Origin of the sequence: Nonomuraea salmonea, from assembly GCF_042428605.1 — a bacterium.
Taxonomy (GTDB): Bacteria; Actinomycetota; Actinomycetes; order Streptosporangiales; family Streptosporangiaceae; genus Nonomuraea; species Nonomuraea salmonea.
The window spans coordinates 634,115-650,967 of sequence record NZ_JBHMCF010000003.1 but is presented as its reverse complement, the minus strand read 5'-3'; the positions used below and the strand labels follow the sequence as shown (position 1 = coordinate 650,967).

The following is a 16,853-nucleotide window of genomic DNA, read 5'->3' as shown; positions in this document are numbered from 1 at the left end:
GCACGGCGGAGCCTCTGGACAACGAGGTCGGCGTCGACACGCGATCGCCATGGGATCGGGACCCGTAAGCCGGTCCGGCGCGGTGTGCCGCCCCGAGGCCCGCGAGCCGGTCGGGCGCGGTGTGGCGCGCGGGCCGTCGGAGTCGGGGGGAATGGGATGGTTTGGGTTAGGGGGACACGCCCGGGTGTAGACGTAAAGGTCAGGATATGGAAACGGCGGGCGGCCCGGTGATCGGGCGCCCGCCGGACGATGCCTGCGTCAGCGGTGATCCTCGGCGCGCATCCCCACCCGGGGCGCGTCGATCACGACGTCGGTGAAGATGTCGAAGACGAGGGCGAGGATTCCGCCGACGACGAACACACCGGCGCCGATCCAGACGACCGTCCAGTTGTCGGCCGTCAAACCGAAGCCGGCGACGACCGTTCCCACCAGCATCACGGTCACCGCGAGCCACGAGGACGCGCGCCCGCCGTGGCTGCCGAGATGCTCGGTTTGCTCCGACTTCTTCCCCTCAACCATGACTAATCCTTCCTTTGCCGGAAATCCCGCAATTGGTGCGAGCCGGCTCTCCACCGGCATACCCTCTGCCTTCCCCCCATTCTCCCAGACCCGTTCCGTGCCCTCGTCGGCACGGTGGCTGTGTCTGGTTGCGGAACCGCCTACGATGGCAGGCGGGGAAGTTTGTCTCGGCCTCTCCTCCTGGCGGCGCCGCCGGGGTAGACCTGCGAGGAGCTTTACATAAAGTGGCAGCCATTCTCGACAAGATCCTACGTGCCGGCGAAGGCAAGATCCTGCGCAAGCTCAAGCGGATCGCAGACCAGGTCAACTCCATCGAGGACGACTTCACGAGCCTGTCCGACGCGGAGTTGCGCGCACTGACGGACGAGTTCCGCCAGCGCCACGCGGACGGCGAGAGTCTCGACGACCTCCTGCCCGAGGCGTTCGCGACCGTGCGCGAGGCGGCTCGCCGCGTGCTCGGCCAGCGGCCCTACGACGTGCAGATCATGGGCGGCGCCAACCTTCACATGGGCAACATCTCCGAGATGAAGACCGGTGAGGGCAAGACGCTGACCTGTACGCTGCCGTCCTACCTCAACGCGATCGCGGGCAAGGGCGTCCACGTCATCACGGTCAACGACTACCTGGCCAAGCGTGACGCCGAGACCATGGGCCGCGTCCACCGCTTCCTCGGCCTCGAGGTCGGCTGCATCGTCTCCGGCCAGCAGCCCGACGAGCGGCGCAAGCAGTACGAAGCCGACATCACTTATGGCACCAACAACGAGTTCGGCTTCGACTACCTGCGCGACAACATGGCCTGGACGCTCGACGAGTGCGTGCAGCGCGGCCACTTCTTCGCCATCGTCGACGAGGTCGACTCGATCCTCATCGACGAGGCCCGCACCCCGCTGATCATCTCCGGCCCCGGCGAGCAGTCGGGCAAGTGGTACCAGGAGTTCGCCAAGATCGTGCCCCGCCTGCGCAGGGGCGTCGAGGCGAAGAACCCGGGCGAGGAGAGCACCGGCGACTACATCGTCGACGAGAAGAAGCGCACGGTCGGCATCCTGGAGTCGGGCGTCGAGAAGGTCGAAGACTGGCTCGGCATCGACAACCTCTACAAGCCCGAGCACACCCACCTGGTCGGCTTCCTGAACAACGCGCTCAAGGCGAAAGAGCTGTTCAAGAAGGACAAGGACTACATCGTCGCCGACGGCGAGGTGCTCATCGTCGACGAGTTCACCGGCCGCATCCTGCACGGCCGCCGCTACAACGAGGGCATGCACCAGGCCATCGAGGCCAAAGAGGGCGTGAAGATCAAGGACGAGAACCAGACGCTCGCCACGGTCACCCTCCAGAACTACTTCCGCCTCTACGAGAAGCTGGCCGGCATGACCGGTACGGCGACCACCGAGGCCAACGAGTTCCACCAGACGTACAAGCTCGGCGTCGTCCCGATCCCGACCAACCGGCCGATGATCCGCAAGGACCAGCCCGACGTGGTCTACAAGACCGAGGACGCCAAGTTCAACGCGGTGGTCGAGGACATCAAGCAGCGCTACGAGGCCGGCCAGCCGGTGCTCGTCGGCACCACCTCGGTCGAGAAGTCCGAGCGGCTGTCCAAGGCGCTCAAGCGGCGCGGCGTGCCGCACGAGGTGCTCAACGCGAAGAACCACGCGCGCGAGGCGTCGATCATCGCCGAGGCGGGCCGCAAGGGCGCCGTCACGGTCGCCACCAACATGGCCGGTCGAGGCACCGACATCATGCTCGGCGGCAACTCAGAGTTCCGCGCCGACCTGGAGCTGCGCCAGCGCGGGCTCGACCCGGTCGAGACGCCGGAGGAGTACGAGAAGGCGTATGCCGAGGCGCTGGAGAAGGCGCGGGCGGCGGTCAAGGCCGAGCACGACGAGGTCACCAAGCTCGGCGGCCTCTACGTCCTCGGCACCGAGCGCCACGAGTCGCGCCGCATCGACAACCAGCTCCGCGGTCGTTCCGGCCGTCAGGGCGACCCCGGCGAGTCGCGCTTCTACCTGTCGCTCGGCGACGACCTCATGCGCCTGTTCAACTCGGCCAGGGTCGAGATGATCATGACGCGGCTCAACATCCCCGACGACCAGCCGATCGAGTCCGGCATCGTCTCCAAGGCCATCGCCTCCGCCCAGCACCAGGTCGAGCAGCAGAACTTCGAGATCCGTAAGGACGTTCTGAAGTACGACGAGGTCATGGACCGCCAGCGCAAGGTCATCTACGCCGAGCGCCGCCGCGTCCTCGAGGGCGCCGACCTGCACGAGCAGGTGCGGGGCTTCATCGGCGAGGTGATCGAGGGCTACGTCCAGGGCGCCACCGCCGAGGGCTTCGCCGAGGAGTGGGACCTCGAGAAGCTGTGGAAGGCGTTCGGCGAGCTCTACCCGGTCAGCGTCCGCATCGACGACCTCGTCGAGGAGGCCGGCAACCGCGAGGAGCTGACCGCCGAGCTGATCAGCGAGCGGGTCAAGGCCGACGCGCTGGCCGCCTACGACCGGCGGGAGGAGGAGTTCGGCCCCGACACCATGCGTGACCTCGAGCGCCGGGTGATCCTGTCCGTCCTCGACCGCAAGTGGCGCGAGCACCTCTACGAGATGGACTACCTGCGCGAGGGCATCGGCATGCGGGCCTACGCGCAGAAGGACCCCAAGATCGAGTACGCCCGCGAGGGCTTCGAGATGTTCTCCGCCATGCTGGAGGGCATCAAGGAGGACTCCGTCGGCTTCCTGTTCAACCTCGAGGTCGAGGTCCAGGAGAACCCGATCGTCGAGGAGGAGGACGCCGCCATCGCGGAGACGCGCTCGATCATCGCGCGCGGGCTGCGCGGTCCGCAGCGGCCGGCCGAGCTCGAGTACACGGCGCCGGGTGAGCAGGGCGACGTCGAGCACGTGAAGGTGCGCACGACCTCCGAGGAGCGGGCGGCGTACGGCAACGTCGAGCGCAACGCGCCCTGCCCCTGCGGGTCGGGCAAGAAGTACAAGCGCTGCCACGGCGACCCGAAGAACGCCGCCTGAGCCGGTAAGGCGACCGAAGAACCCCCGCTCTTGCGAGAGCGGGGGTTCTCGCGTTCTCCGGCGGTCTCGATGCCGGTTCAGGCCCGCTGCTCGCTGCGGCGTTTCTCCGGCGGTTTCGACGTCGGTGCGGGCCCGCTGCACGTCGTGGCGTTTCAGGCGGTTTCGACGTCGGTGCAGATCCACTGCATGCCGCGGCGTTCCAGGCGGAGGGCGAGGACGTGGTCGCGGGTGGTGCAGTGGATGACCGTGCACAGTTCGAGGGCGCCGTCGCGGGGTTCGGTCAGGTGGACGCGGCCGGCGAACGGCGGGCGGTCGCTGTTGTACATGCGGCCCGCCTTCACCAGGCCGCGGTAGGCGCTGTCGGTGAGCCGGTCGGCGACGCTCTCGGGCGGGCGACGGCCGGCCAGCACCTCGGCCACGGCCTGACTGAGGTGGCGCAACCGGCGCTCGTCGGGCGGCGTGCCCGCCGGGCCCCACACCATCGGAGGGCGGTCGAGGGCCAGGGAGCCGTGCGTGCTGGGGCCCTCGTCGTACGGCGCTGCGGCGATGGGGCTGAGGGCCATGAGAAACCTCCAACTCAACGGCGAAGAAAGAATCGTTATAAGGAGTTTTCGGTCCGGCCGAAGAATACAAACGCCACCAACTTCGGCGGGTGGGGGCGGGGTATGTCCGCCGATGCGGCGGAAGTCGGCAGGAAGTTGGAGTGGTTCTGGGGCGGGCTTGATCATTTGCGGGCAGCGACCCCGGCATATGAGAGCGTCCCCAAAGGTTTGGGTCCAGCAGATCAGGGAGTTTGCGCGGCGTCCTTATCCGGGGTATCCGGTTCGCGGCCGGGAGTCGGCAGGTCGAGGCGGCGGATGAGGACCGCGAAGAGGGCGTAGTAAAGGACGAAGTAGAGCACGCCGAACGCCAGGATCAGCGGCACGCCGTGGGTGTTGGACTTGGTGGCGTTCAGGGCCAGGTCGATGGCGCCGCCGGAGAACGTGAAGCCGAGCCTCGCGCCCAGCTCGGCCATCAGGGCCATCGACAGGCCGGTCAGCAGCGCGTGCAGGACGAACAGCACGGGCGCGACGAAGATGAACGCGAACTCCAGCGGCTCGGTGATGCCGGTGACGAACGCCGTCAGCCCGGCCGACAGCATGATCCCGCCGACCGCCTTGCGGCGATGGGGTGGCGCGGCCCGCCACATCGCGATGGCCGCGCCCAGCAGGCCGAACATCATGACGGGGAAGAAGCCGGTCATGAAGATCCCGGCGCCCTGCTCGCCGGCGAAATAGCAGTTGAGGTCGCCTGCCGCGTCCCTGGTGGCGCCGTGCACGCCGGCGTGGCACTCGGGGAGGGTGAACCAGACGATGGTGTTGAGGAAGTGGTGCAGGCCGATGGGGATGAGCAGGCGGTTGGCGACGCCGTAGATGCCGGTGCCGGCGGTGCCGTTCGCCGACAACCAGTCGCCGACGTGTGAGAGCCCGTCGCCGATCGGGCGCCACACCAGGCCGAAGGCGACGCCGATGAGCAGTGCGGCGACGGCGGTGATGATGGGTACGGCCCTGCGCCCGCCGAAGAAGGCCAGCCAGGATGGCGGCTTGACGCGGTGGAAGCGCTGCCAGAGCAGGGCGGCGGTGAGGCCGATGACGATGCCGCCGAGGACGCCGGTCGGGTTCTGGGCGCCCAGGTCGAGCGCGGGGGTGCCGTCGTGCAGGGTGACGGCGACCTTGGCGTAGACGGCGCCGTGGCCGGCCTCGAAGAACAGGGTCTTGGTCACCCGGTCGAACACCAGGTAGCCGACCAGGGCTGCCAGGGCCGTGGAGCCGTCCGACCTGCGGGCGAACCCGATGGCGACGCCGACCGCGAACAGCAGCGGCAGGTTCTCGAACAGGGCGCCGCCGGCCGCCGCCAGCACGCCGGCCACGGGGAGGAGCCAGGGCAGGGTGCCGCCGAGCCCGTCCGCGCCGAGCAGGTCGGGCTGGCCGAAGCGGAACAGCAGCCCCGCGGCCGGCAGGACCGCGATGGGCATCATGAGCGAGCGGCCGATGCGCTGCAGCACCGCGAACGCCGCGGACGACCAGGCGGGCGGCACGGCCGTCGATCACCCCTCTTCCCGCGCCGGCCTCACACGCCCGGCTCGCGTCGCGGGGGATCGCCGGTTTCCTGCCCTGGGGGAGAACGGGGGAAACGCCGGCAGGTCCCGCCCGGGCGCGGGGTGCCGGGGAGGGGCTGGGACGCCGTCAGGTCTCGCCGGGGTGGGGCTGGGATGCCGTCAGGTTTCGCCGGAGTCGACGTCGGGCTCGGGTTCGCGGCCGGGGGTCTGGATGTCGAGGCGGCGGATGAGGAAGGTGAAGACGGCGTAGTAGAGGACGCCGTAGACCGCGCCGATCGCCAGGATGCCCGCCAAGTTCTCGGTGTTCGACTTGCTGGCGTTCAGGAGCAGGTCGAGCAGGCCGGCGGAGAAGCCGAAGCCGAGCTGGCCGCCGATCAGGGTGGTCACCGCCATCGCCAGTCCGGTCAGCACGGCGTGGACGACCAGCAGCAGCGGCGCCACGAAGATGAACGCGAACTCGATCGGCTCGGTGATGCCGGTGACGAACGAGGCGAGCGCCGCCGACAGCATGATGCCGCCCACGGTGGCGCGCCGGTGCTTGGGCGCCGCCCGCCACATGGCGAGCGCGGCGGCCGGGAGGGCGAACATCATGATGGGGAAGAACCCGGCCATGAACTCGCCGGAGTGCGGGTCGCCGCCGAAGTAGCAGTTCCAGTCGCCGCTGAGGACGCGGCCGTTCACCTCGCACTGCGGCACGACGTACCAGACGACGGAGTTGGCGAAGTGGTGCAGGCCGAGGGGGATGAGCAGCCGGTTGATGAGGCCGTAGACGCCGGTGCCGATCGGGCCGATGGAGGCGAGCGCCTCGCCGGCGTGGCTGATCCACTCGCCGATCACCGGCCACAGCCAGCCGAAGAGCACGCCGATGAGCAGCGCCGCGATGGAGGTGATGATCGGGACGAAGCGCCGCCCGCCGAAGAACGCCAGCCACGTCGGCAGCTTGATGCGGTGGAAGCGCTGCCAGAGCAGCGCCGCGAGCAGCCCGATGACGATGCCGCCGAGCACCCTGGTGGGGTTCTGGAGGCCGTAGTTGATCATCTCCTTGATGCCGTCGGGCTGGACCTCCTTGATCAGGACGGTCTCCCTGATGTCCGAGCCGGCGAACATCACCTTCGTCACCCGGTCGAAGACGAGGTAGCCGACGACGGCGGCGAGCGCGGTGGAGCCGTCGGACTTGCGGGCGAACCCGATGGCGACGCCGACGGCGAACAGCAGCGGCAGGTTCTCGAACAGGGCCGCCCCGGCGGCCTCCAGCACCTCGGCGACCTGGCTCATCCAGGCCAGCCCCGCCACGTCGGCCAGGCCGCCCGGCTCCGCGCCGTTGGCGCCGAGCATGTCGGGCTGGCCGAAGCGCTGCAGCAGGGCGGAGGCGGGCAGGGCGGCGATGGGCAGCATCAGGGAGCGGCCCAGCCGCTGGAGCACGCTCATCGTGCGGGCGAACGGCGATGGCCGGGCGGCGGTGGTCTCGTTCACCGGGCGTTCCTCCGGAGGCATCTCTGCCGGGGACTGGGGGGTCGTACGGCGCGGCGAACCCGGGCCGGCGTCAGCCCCGGCGGGCCGGCCCCTCCAGGAGGGTGCGCAACTGGTAGCGGTCGGCCCGGTAAGTGGACACGCCCAGCTCAGCGCACACCCCGCCGGAGAACGACCGGCGCTGCAGCAGCAGGACGGCGCCGCCCCGGGGGAGCTTCAGCAGGTCGGCGTCGCTGGGGTCGGCCAGGCCGCCGTCGATGGTGAGCTCGCCGGCGTCCATGACGAGCCCGTAGCGGCGTTCCAGCAGCTCGTACAGTGATTTATCCGACAGATCGTAGTCTGCCAGGTCGGGTGCGAGCTTGACCGGGATGTGCGCCCGCTCGATGGACAGCGGCTCGCCGTCGGCCGTCCGCAGCCGCTCGATGAAGTGCACCTCCTCGCCCGGCTGGATGCCCAGCTCCTTGGCCAGGTGGGCGCTGGCGCGCACCACGCGGCGGTCGAGGTCGCGTGAGCCGGGGATCATGCCGCGGGCCCGCATGTCGTCGGTGAACGAGGTGAGCTGCAGGGCCAGCTCGATCTTCGGCCGGGCGACGAACGTGCCCTTGCCCGGCACCCGGTGCAGCCGGCCCTCGGAGACGAGGTGGTCGACGGCCTGGCGTACGGTCATCCTGGACAGGCCGAAGCGCTGGCAGAGCTCGCGCTCGGACGGGATGGCCGCGCCGATGCCGAACTCGTCGCTGTCGATGAGGTCCAGCAGGATCTCGCGAAGCTGAAAGTATTTGGGCACCGGGCTGTCCGGATCGATGTGCGCCACGGATCCTCCCCTCGTCTCTGTCTGGGCTATGAGCTATGGTTCGTACTGGTCTAGTCCGGACTAGACCACCATAAGACGCAAAAGACGGTCAAGTCTGAAACCGCATGAGTTGAGGGAAGAGCGCGAGATGACCACCAAGATGCGCAGCGAGATCGCCGAGCAGCCGACCGCGTTGCGGAACACTCTGGACTCCCTGCTCCCCAAGGCCGGCGAGATCAAGGCTCTGGGCGAGCAGACCCGCCAGTTGCTGTTCATCGCGCGCGGCACTTCCGACAACGCCGCAGTCTATGGGCGTTACCTGGTGGAGGCGCACGCCGGGCGGCTGGCGGCGCTGGCCGCGCCGTCGATCGCGACGACGTACAAGCGCCGGCTCGACCTCGACGGCGTGCTGGCCGTCGCGATCTCGCAGTCGGGACGCACCGAGGAGATCGTCGAGACGCTGAGCTGGGCCAAGGACTGCGGGGCCAGGACCGTCGCCGTGACGAACGGTGGTGACCAGAGCCCGCTCGCGCAGGCCGCCGACGTGGCCCTGTGCACCGTGGCCGGCGAGGAGAAGGCGGTGCCGGCGACCAAGACGTACACGACGCAGCTCGCCGCCCTCGCGGTGCTCGCCATCGGGCTGGGCGCCGACGTGGACGTGGACGACCTGCGGCGGGTGCCCGAGGCCGTCGAGAAGCTCATCGCGGAGCCCGGCGACCTGGCCGCCGTCGTCGAGGGGCTGCTGGACAAGCCGGGCGTGGTCGTCTCCGGGCGCGGCCTGGCCTTCTCCACGGCGCTGGAGACCGCGCTCAAGCTCAAGGAGGCCTGCTACCTGCACGCCATGGGCCTGTCGTACGCCGACCTGCTGCACGGCCCCATCGCGGTCGTGGACGAGGACACGCCGGCGCTGCTGGTCGCCTCCGAGAACAGCCCGACCCTCCAGGGCACCGTGGCGCTGGCCGAGCGGGTGGTGGCCGCGGGCGCGGCGGCGTACACGATCGGCGGCGGCAGCGCGCTGGCGCAGGCGGGCACGGCCGCGCTCAACGGCCCCGACCTGCCCGAGTGGGTGGCCCCGATGGGCCTCATCGTGCCGGGGCAGCTGCTCACCGAGGCGCTGGCCCGCCGGCTCGGCGTCGACCCCGACGCGCCGCGCGGCCTGAACAAGGTCACCCAGACCGACTGATCTAGCCTGGTCGGAGAGGTGACCCGAGGGAGGACCTGATGGCGGCGGACGTGAACGCGATCATCGCCGCGCTGGGCGGCGCCGGCAACATCATCGACATCGAGCCCTGTATCACCCGCCTGCGTACGGAGGTGCACGACGCCTCGAAGGTGGACCAGGCGGCGCTCAAGGCCGCCGGTGCGCACGGCGTGATGGCCACGGGGAACGTGGTCCAGGTCGTCGTCGGGCCGGAGGCGGACACCATGGCCAGCGACATCGAGGACATCATCGGCTAAGGGCGAGATCATGACGACTGTTCTCGCCCCGGTCGAGGGGGAGGCCGTGGGGCTGGCAGCCGTGCCCGATCCGGTGTTCTCGGCGGGCATGGTCGGCCCGGGAACGGCGATCGACCCGCTCAGGGGGCCGGGCGAGGCCCTGGCCCCCATAGCCGGAAAAATCATGAAACTGCATCCGCACGCGTACGTCATCGTCGGCGACGACGGCAAGGGCGTGCTGGTGCACCTGGGCATCGACACCGTGCAGCTCAAGGGCGAGGGTTTCGAGCTGCTGGCGTCGGAGGGCGACCGGGTCGCGGCCGGTCAGCCCGTGGTGGCCTGGGATCCCGCGGTCGTCGAGGCGGGCGGCCGGTCGCCGGTCTGCCCGGTCGTCGCGCTCGACGCGCTGTCCGGCGCGGTCACCGGGGTCACGCTGGGGGCGGTGCACGCCGGGGACCAGCTCTTCGAATGGGCCTGAGCGCGCGGTTTCCGACTTTAAGCGCAGTTTCGTGCCCGATGGGGGAATAAGAGCGGTCCGGGGGGATGAACGGTCGTCGGCGGGGTCGCCGGACCCGTCACAATATTGTCGGTCGTCCGTTTTGGTGGCGATCGTACGAAGGTCCGGCTGGTCTGGACCGGCACAGAAGGAGGAACGACGACAATGGGTGAACGCAAGGTCACCGTGGCGGCGGAGGTAGGGCTGCACGCCCGGCCCGCGGCGACGTTCGTCCAGCGGGCCAAGCAGGCGCCGATGGACATCACGGTCGAGAAGCCGCACGGTGGCGGGCCGGTCAACGGCAAGAGCATTCTCGCGATCATGGCCCTCGACGTCAGGCAGGGCGAGACCGTGGTGATCTCCGCCGAGGGCGAGGGATCGGAAGAGGTGCTCGACGAGTTGGCCACGATCGCCAGTACGCCATGAACCTGCGGGGGGTGGGGGTCAGCCCGGGCATCGGGCACGGACCCTCTTTCGTTCTGACCGTCTCCGTGCCCGAACCCCCCGAGGGCGCCACCTACACCGGTGAGGCGGAACAGGAGAAGGAGCGTGCCATGGTCGCGCTCCAGCAGGTCGCGGGCGAGCTGGAGGCCCGCGGCAACCAGGCGGGCGGCGAGGCGGAGGAGATACTCAAGGCCCAGGCGCTGATGGCCGAGGACCCCGGGCTGGTCGTGAAGGTGCGCTCACTGATCGACCGCGGCCTGGCCGCCCCCAGAGCGGTCTTCGAGGCCTTCTCGAAATACCGGGACGTGCTCGCGGGGTCCGGCGGATACCTGGGCGAGCGGGCCGCCGACCTGAGTGACATCAGGGACCGCGTGATCGCGCTGCTCTACGGGCAGGCGTTGCCCGGGTTGCCGGTGGCGCCGGAGGAGCCGTACGTGCTGGTCGCCAGGGACCTCGCGCCCGCCGACACGGCGCTGCTGTCCAGGGACGACGTGGTCGCGTTCGTCACCGAGGAGGGCGGCCCGACCAGCCACACCGCGATCATGGCCAGGTCGATGGGGGTGCCCGCGGTCGTGGCCTGCCCCGGCGCGACCCGCATCCCGCCGGGCGTCGAGGTGATGGTGGACGGCACCTCCGGCGAGGTCCGCGTGGCGCCGGAAGAGGCGGACGTGGCCGACGCGGTCGGCGCCGCCTCCGCCCGCCAGGCCGCGCTCGCGACCTGGACCGGTCCAGGCGCCACCGCCGACGGCCACCCCGTGCCGCTGCTGGCGAACATCGGCGGCCCGGCCGAGATCGACGCCGCGCTGGCCGCGGGGGCCGAGGGCATCGGCCTCTACCGCACCGAGTTCCTCTTCCTCGACCGCGCCGAGCCGCCGTCGATCGAGGAGCAGGAGCGGGCCTACCGGGCCGCGCTCGACGCCTTCCCCGGCGGCAGGGTCGTGGTGCGCACGCTTGACGGCGGCGCGGACAAGCCGCTGCGGTTCCTGCCCACGCCGGCCGAGCAGAACCCGGCGCTCGGTGAGCGGGGCCTGCGCCTGTTCAGGCGCGCGCCCGAGGTGATGGACGTCCAGCTCCGCGCCCTGGCCACGGTGGCCGTCCCCGAGCTGCAGGTGATGGCGCCGATGGTGGCAACGGCCGAGGAGGCCACCTGGTTCGCCAGGGAGTGCGCCGACAAGGGCCTGCTCGACGTCGGCGTGATGATCGAGATCCCGGCGGCCGCGCTGCGCGCCGCCGACGTGATCTCCCAGGTCGACTTCGTCTCCGTCGGCACCAACGACCTCAGCCAGTACGCCTTCGCCGCCGACCGCGGCCTGGGCGCCGTCAGTGGGCTGCACGACCCCTGGCAGCCGGGGTTGCTCGACCTCGTCGCGCTGGTCGCCGAGGCGGCCTCGCGGGCGGGCAAGCCGTGCGGGGTGTGCGGGGAGGCAGCCGCCGACGCGGCGCTGGCCTGCGTCCTGGCCGGGCTGGGGGCCTCGACGCTGTCCATGGCGCCGTCGGCGCTGGCCGGCGTACGCGCCGGGCTGGCCGCGCACACGCTGGAGCAGTGCCGTACGGCGGCGCAGGCGGCCAGGGCGCAGCCGTCGGCGGCCGACGCCCGAGCGGCGGCCCGCGTGCACCTGCCGGGGCTCGCCAGGCTCGGGTTGTAGCTGCGCTGAGAGCGAGCGCGGGGTTCGGGCGCGTCGTCCGATGGATACCTTTGGAGTCATGCTTCGACGGATCGGTACGACAGGGCTCCTGGTGATCGCGCTCACCGCGTGCGGCGGTGGCGGCGGAACGGCGGGGGCCGAGCCGACCGGAGGCAAGGCCGCCCCGCCCGCGCGCACCACCACGTCCGCGGTCCCGTCGGCGGCCCCGACGCCCGCTCAGAGCGAGGTCCAGCGGGTGCTGGCGCGGCTGACCACCGAGGAAAAGGTCGGCCAGCTCTTCATGCCCGTCCTCTACGGCACCACGGCCGGCTCCGCCTCGGGCGAGAACCAGGCGCGCTACTCCGCGCGCACCCCGGCCAAGGTGATCGCGAAATACCATCTGGGCGGCGTGATCCTCTTCCCCCACAACGTCAAGAGCGCGAGCCAGGTCGTCGGCCTGACCAACGGCCTGCAGCGCGCCTCGGCGAAGGTGCCGCTGATCATCGGCACCGACCAGGAAAACGGTCTGGTGTCGCGCATGTCGGCGCTGATGACGAAGTTCCCCGGCGCGGGCGACATCGGCGACACCAAGGACACCGGCCTGGCCCGCCAGGTGGCCAAGGCCACCGGCGAGGAGCTGCGGGCGCTCGGGGTCAACCTCGACTTCGCGCCCGTCGCCGACGTCAACGTCAACCCGCGCAACCCCGTCATCGGCCGCCGCGCCTATGACGACGACCCCAAGCGGGCGGCCAAGATGGTCGCGGCGGCGGTCAAGGGCTTCGGCGAGGCGAAGATCGCGGCCACCGCCAAGCACTTCCCCGGCCACGGCGACACCAGCGTCGACAGCCACACCGGGCTGCCGATCATCAAGCACACCAAGGCGCAGTGGGAGCGCCTCGACGCGCCGCCGTTCGAGGCCGCGATCGACGCGGGCGTCGACGCGGTGATGAGCGCCCACATCGTCTTCCCCAAGCTCGACCCGTCGGGCGACCCTGCCACGCTGTCCAAGCCGATCCTGACCGGCCTGCTGCGCGAGAAGCTCGGCTTCAAGGGCGTGATCTCCACCGACGCGCTCAACATGGCGGGGGCGCGCAAGAAGTACGACGACGGCGAGGTCGCCGTGCGGGCCGTGCTGGCTGGGGCCGACCTGCTGCTCATGCCCAACGACCTGCCCAAGGCCTACAAGGCGGTGCTGGCGGCGGTGAAGTCGGGCCGCATCTCCGAGCAGCGACTCGACCAGTCGGTCACCCGGCTGCTGACGCTCAGGCACAAGCGCGGCTTCCTGACCGAGGCGCCGGTGGCCTCGGCGGCGAAGGCGTCCGACGTGCTGCGCTCGTCCGCGCACCGCAAGCTGGCCGCCAAGGCAGGCGGCTGACCGGAGTTATCGGGCTTTTCCGGACGCTCTACCCTAGAACGATGGTTACGGGTGTGCTCATCGACTGGGGTGGGGTGCTGACCACCAGCCTGTCCGACTCCATCGCGCGCTGGATCGCCGCCGACCGCATCGACGCCGACCGCTACTACACGGTGATGCGCGAGCTCATCGACCACGCCTACCGGGGCGGGAACGGCGACAACGTCGTCCACGCCCTCGAAAGGGGCGAGATCGACGGCGCCGCCTTCGAGCGCGACCTGGCCGCCCGCCTGCTCACCGTCGACGGCGTGCCGCCGGTCGCCGAAGGGCTGCTGGAGCGCATGTTCGCGGGCTTCGACCGGGTCGAGGCCATGTACGACATGCTCCGCGACGTCCGCGGCAACGGCGTGAAGACCTGCCTGCTGTCCAACTCGTGGGCCAACACCTATCCCCGCGACGACTGGGACGACCTCTTCGACGCCGTCGTCATCTCCGGCGAGGTCGGCATGCGCAAGCCGGAGGAGCGCATCTTCCGCCACGCGCTCGACCTCGTCGGCCTGACCGGCGCCGACTGCGTGTTCATCGACGACATCGAGGCCAACATCACCGCCGCCCGCGCGCTCGGCATCAACGGCATCCACCACCGCGACGCCGCCACCACCATCGGGCACCTGGAGGGCCTGCTGCGTCTCACCTTGCGGAAGTAGCCCATCACCACCGTTGTGACCAGGACCATGAGTAAGGTGGCGATCGGGCTCCCGCCTGAGCGAGCCCCGCACGTTTGGAAAGGTTCGTCATGCGCGTCTATCTGCCGTCTACTCTCCCGGCGCTGGCCTCGGTGCTGAAGGCAGGAGAGGTGGGCCCGGCCCCGCTGACCGGCTACGCGGTGACCCCCGCGCTGATCGAGTGGTACGCATCGGGCGACACCGAGGAACTGGAGTACGTCGCGCTCACCGAGGCCGCCCGCGCCTCGCTGCGGATGCTGGCCGCCGACCGCGCCGACGGCGTCGACGCCCCCGCCCGGCGGGTGGTGATCGCCGCCGAGGTGCCCGAGGGCGCCGTCTCCGCGGGCGCCGCCCTGGAGGAGCGCGGGCGCGTACGTCTCGCGCAGCCGGTGCCGATGACCAAGGTGGCCGCCGTGCACATCGACGACCACGACGCGGAGCCCGACATCGAGGCGGCCATCGCCGCGCTGCCCGCCTCCGACGCGGGCGACGACGACGCCCGTTTCACCGTGGACGGCGCCGAGGCCCACGAGCTCATGTGGTACGCGACCCAGGAGATTCCTGACCTTCTCGGTTGATAACGGGAAGATCACGGCTCGTGCGGCTCGCGCCTATGTGTCGTCACATCACGCTAAGGTCACGACGCAGCACGGTATGTCGCACTGAAGGAGTCGGTTCCACGTGAAGCGTCGAGTCTTGGCGGTCGCCATCGGAGCGATGGCCGTCCTGGCCAGCTCACCCGCAGCAGTCCAGGCAGCGTCCTACGACCACAAGGACCCGTACAAGTCGGGGTGCGGCAGCACGGCACGCGCCGTCCGGTCGGCCAAGATCGTCAGCCGGGTCAACGGCGAGGTGGGCACGATCAAGCTCATGTGGTCGAGCAGGTGCCAGACGAACTGGACGGAGGTCAAGACCGGCACGTCCATGACCGGCACCGTCAAGGTCTACACCGCCGACGGCCGCACCGACTCCTTCCGCTTCAAGAAGGGCAACGGCGGCCGCCACTGGGGCAACATGCTGAAGGCCAGGGGCATCTGCGCCTGGGGCAGCGTGAGCGTCCAGTGGAACGGCGGCAGGGGCGGCCAGAACGCCCAGGGCACGACCAGCAAGGCCTGCGGCTGATCTGAGGCTGACCTGCGGGACGCGCGGTCGACCGGCGAAACGCCGGGCCGACCGGCAGGACACCGGGCTGATCGGCTTCGCCGGTCGATGACCCGCTTGCTTCGCCCGTACGGGCCGGGCCGGTGCTTCCCTTCGGAGGCGCGGCCCGCCCCGTGCGGGCGCCGTCGTTTCGGGGAGGGGCAGCATCGGAATGTCATAGCGGGCATTTAGGCTTGGGTCCGACATGACACAGCACATCATCTGGGACTGGAACGGCACCCTTTTCCACGACATCGACGCCGTCGTAGGGGCCACCAACGAGGTCTTCAAGCCGTACGCGCTGCCCGCACTCACCGCCGACGGCTTCCGCGCGGTCTACACCCGCCCCATCTGGGTCGCCTACGAGCGCATGCTCGGCCGCCCGCTCACCGAGGGCGAGTGGGAGCGGCTCGACCAGGGTTTCCACGAGCACTACTTCCGGCTGGCCGAGGTGTGCCGGCTGGCCACCGGCGCCGAGACGATGCTCGCGGCCTGGACCGGCAGCCAGTCGCTCTGCTCGATGGCCCCGCACGCCCACCTGGTGCCCAAGGTGGACTCGTTCGGCATCACCCGGCACTTCACCAGGATCGACGGCCTGCACGGCGCCACCGGCGGCGAGAAGGCCGCGCACATGGAGGAGCACATCAGCGCGCTGGACGTCGATCCCGCCCAGGTCCTCGTGATCGGCGACAGCGTGGACGACGGGCTGGCCGCCCGCCACGTCGGCGCCAGGGCCGTGCTCTACACCGGCGGCATGACGACCAGGCAGGAGTTGGAGAGCACCGGGTTCCCGGTGGTCGATCGGCTCGCCGACGCGCTCGACCACATCTGACGGCCCCTCCCCGATGGCCCGTCCCTGAAGGCCCGTCCCTGAAGGCGGGCCGTCTCGCCGTCCCTGAAGGCCGGCCGTCTGGCCGGCCGTCTTCGGCGGCCGGTCATGCCGGAATCCACGTGGTGAGGATGCCGGACGCCGTGATGGCCTACTCTGCTGCAGAGATCCTTCAGGAGGCCGCCATCAATCGCCTTGTGCTGTGGAACGTCGACCTGACGCTGGTCGACGTCGCCATCGTGACCAGAGACGCCTACGCCGAGGCGTTCCGCGTCGTGACCGGGCGTCCGCTCGTCAAGCTCGTCCCTCCGCTCGGCCGCCCCGACTCCGAGATCGTCTTCGAGACGCTCGCCGTCAACGGGATCGTGGCCGAGGACGACCATCTGCCCAGGTTCCTCGCGGCGCTGGCCACCGCCTTCGCCGACCGGCGTGGTCGGCTGGCGAAGGAGGGGCGCATGATGGCCGGGGCCAAGGCCGCGCTCAAGGCCGTCTCCAGGCTCGACGGCGTCGCCCAGACCGTGCTCACCGGCACGATCAAGAGCAACGCCGTGCTCAAGCTCAAGGCGTTCGGGCTCGACAAGCACATCGACTTCGAGCTCGGCGGCTACGGCGAGGAGGTCTACCCCAAGGCGACGCTGCTCCAGGTCGCCCAGTCGCGGGCCAAGCAGCGGCTCGGCACGCCGTTCACCGCGGCCAACACCGTCGTGATCGGCGACTCCACGCGTGACGTGCAGGCCGCCAAGATCGGCGGGGCGGCGATGATCGGCGTCGCGTCGGGCCGGTCGATGGCGTCCGAGCTGCGCGAGGCCGGGGCCGACGTGGTGCTGCCCGACCTGTCCGACGCCTCCGAGGTGGTGGCGGCGGTCGCGGCCCTGACCGCGCCCCTGGACAGCCGCGCGGTCTGAGCGT

Annotated in this window: 17 protein-coding genes; 12 read left to right on the top strand and 5 right to left on the bottom strand. The window is 70.4% G+C overall.

Features of this window, described 5'->3' with window-relative positions:
* Positions 1-258 precede the first annotated feature (258 nt).
* Entirely contained in the window at positions 259-579 is a 321-nt protein-coding gene (locus ACFFR3_RS04125) for an HGxxPAAW family protein (RefSeq protein WP_364555145.1), read from the bottom strand.
* Between the two features lie 164 nt (positions 580-743).
* On the opposite strand from ACFFR3_RS04125, the gene secA reads away from it, so the two are divergent.
* On the top strand, positions 744-3,533 hold the full coding sequence (gene secA / locus ACFFR3_RS04120; RefSeq protein ID WP_345396609.1) for a preprotein translocase subunit SecA: 2,790 nt from the start codon (positions 744-746) through the stop codon (positions 3,531-3,533).
* 152 nt (positions 3,534-3,685) lie between these two features.
* On the opposite strand, the gene ACFFR3_RS04115 is transcribed toward secA, so the two are convergent.
* From ACFFR3_RS04115 to ACFFR3_RS04100, 4 genes are all read right to left on the bottom strand, one after another.
* Complete coding sequence (locus ACFFR3_RS04115) at positions 3,686-4,096, bottom strand: Rv3235 family protein (protein WP_345396612.1); 411 nt, start codon at positions 4,094-4,096, stop codon at positions 3,686-3,688.
* A gap of 221 nt (positions 4,097-4,317) precedes the next feature.
* Positions 4,318-5,550, bottom strand: coding sequence for a PTS transporter subunit EIIC (locus ACFFR3_RS04110; protein WP_345409551.1), 1,233 nt, complete (start codon positions 5,548-5,550; stop codon positions 4,318-4,320).
* A gap of 240 nt (positions 5,551-5,790) precedes the next feature.
* Entirely contained in the window at positions 5,791-7,104 is a 1,314-nt protein-coding gene (locus tag ACFFR3_RS04105) for a PTS transporter subunit EIIC (RefSeq protein ID WP_345396615.1), read from the bottom strand.
* 70 nt (positions 7,105-7,174) lie between these two features.
* Positions 7,175-7,915, bottom strand: coding sequence for a GntR family transcriptional regulator (locus tag ACFFR3_RS04100; protein WP_345396618.1), 741 nt, complete (start codon positions 7,913-7,915; stop codon positions 7,175-7,177).
* A gap of 127 nt (positions 7,916-8,042) precedes the next feature.
* Here ACFFR3_RS04100 and ACFFR3_RS04095 point away from each other — a divergent pair, with 127 nt between their 5' ends.
* From ACFFR3_RS04095 to ACFFR3_RS04045, 11 genes are all read left to right on the top strand, one after another.
* The gene (locus tag ACFFR3_RS04095; protein WP_345396621.1) at positions 8,043-9,077 is read left to right on the top strand and encodes an SIS domain-containing protein; all 1,035 of its coding nucleotides are present in this window, start codon (positions 8,043-8,045) and stop codon (positions 9,075-9,077) included.
* A 38-nt stretch (positions 9,078-9,115) separates the two neighbouring features.
* Positions 9,116-9,352 (top strand): PTS sugar transporter subunit IIB, encoded by a 237-nt coding sequence (locus ACFFR3_RS04090; protein WP_345396624.1) that lies wholly within the window; start codon positions 9,116-9,118, stop codon positions 9,350-9,352.
* Positions 9,353-9,362: 10 nt separating this feature from the next.
* Positions 9,363-9,809 carry a PTS sugar transporter subunit IIA gene (locus tag ACFFR3_RS04085; protein WP_364365341.1) on the top strand — a complete coding sequence of 149 codons (447 nt, stop codon included), beginning with the start codon at positions 9,363-9,365 and terminating at the stop codon, positions 9,807-9,809.
* 183 nt (positions 9,810-9,992) lie between these two features.
* Positions 9,993-10,253 (top strand): HPr family phosphocarrier protein, encoded by a 261-nt coding sequence (locus ACFFR3_RS04080; protein WP_345396628.1) that lies wholly within the window; start codon positions 9,993-9,995, stop codon positions 10,251-10,253.
* Positions 10,250-11,917 carry a phosphoenolpyruvate--protein phosphotransferase gene (gene ptsP, locus ACFFR3_RS04075; protein ID WP_364365344.1) on the top strand — a complete coding sequence of 556 codons (1,668 nt, stop codon included), beginning with the start codon at positions 10,250-10,252 and terminating at the stop codon, positions 11,915-11,917. The genes ACFFR3_RS04080 and ptsP overlap by 4 nt, the downstream gene beginning before the upstream one ends.
* Positions 11,918-11,975: 58 nt before the next feature.
* Positions 11,976-13,271, top strand: coding sequence for a beta-N-acetylhexosaminidase (gene nagZ, locus ACFFR3_RS04070; RefSeq protein ID WP_379482612.1), 1,296 nt, complete (start codon positions 11,976-11,978; stop codon positions 13,269-13,271).
* 41 nt (positions 13,272-13,312) lie between these two features.
* Positions 13,313-13,957: an HAD family hydrolase gene (locus ACFFR3_RS04065; protein ID WP_345396630.1), complete on the top strand. Its 645-nt coding sequence runs from the start codon at positions 13,313-13,315 to the stop codon at positions 13,955-13,957.
* An 89-nt stretch (positions 13,958-14,046) separates the two neighbouring features.
* The gene (locus ACFFR3_RS04060) at positions 14,047-14,553 is read left to right on the top strand and encodes a DUF6912 family protein (RefSeq protein ID WP_345396633.1); all 507 of its coding nucleotides are present in this window, start codon (positions 14,047-14,049) and stop codon (positions 14,551-14,553) included.
* A 103-nt stretch (positions 14,554-14,656) separates the two neighbouring features.
* A complete protein-coding gene (locus tag ACFFR3_RS04055) occupies positions 14,657-15,097 on the top strand; it encodes a DUF2690 domain-containing protein (protein ID WP_345396635.1) in 441 nt (146 codons plus the stop codon).
* Positions 15,098-15,320: 223 nt separating this feature from the next.
* A complete protein-coding gene (locus ACFFR3_RS04050; protein WP_379482611.1) occupies positions 15,321-15,947 on the top strand; it encodes an HAD family hydrolase in 627 nt (208 codons plus the stop codon).
* Between the two features lie 143 nt (positions 15,948-16,090).
* The gene (locus ACFFR3_RS04045) at positions 16,091-16,849 is read left to right on the top strand and encodes an HAD family hydrolase (protein WP_379482610.1); all 759 of its coding nucleotides are present in this window, start codon (positions 16,091-16,093) and stop codon (positions 16,847-16,849) included.
* The last annotated feature ends 4 nt before the right edge of the window (positions 16,850-16,853 follow it).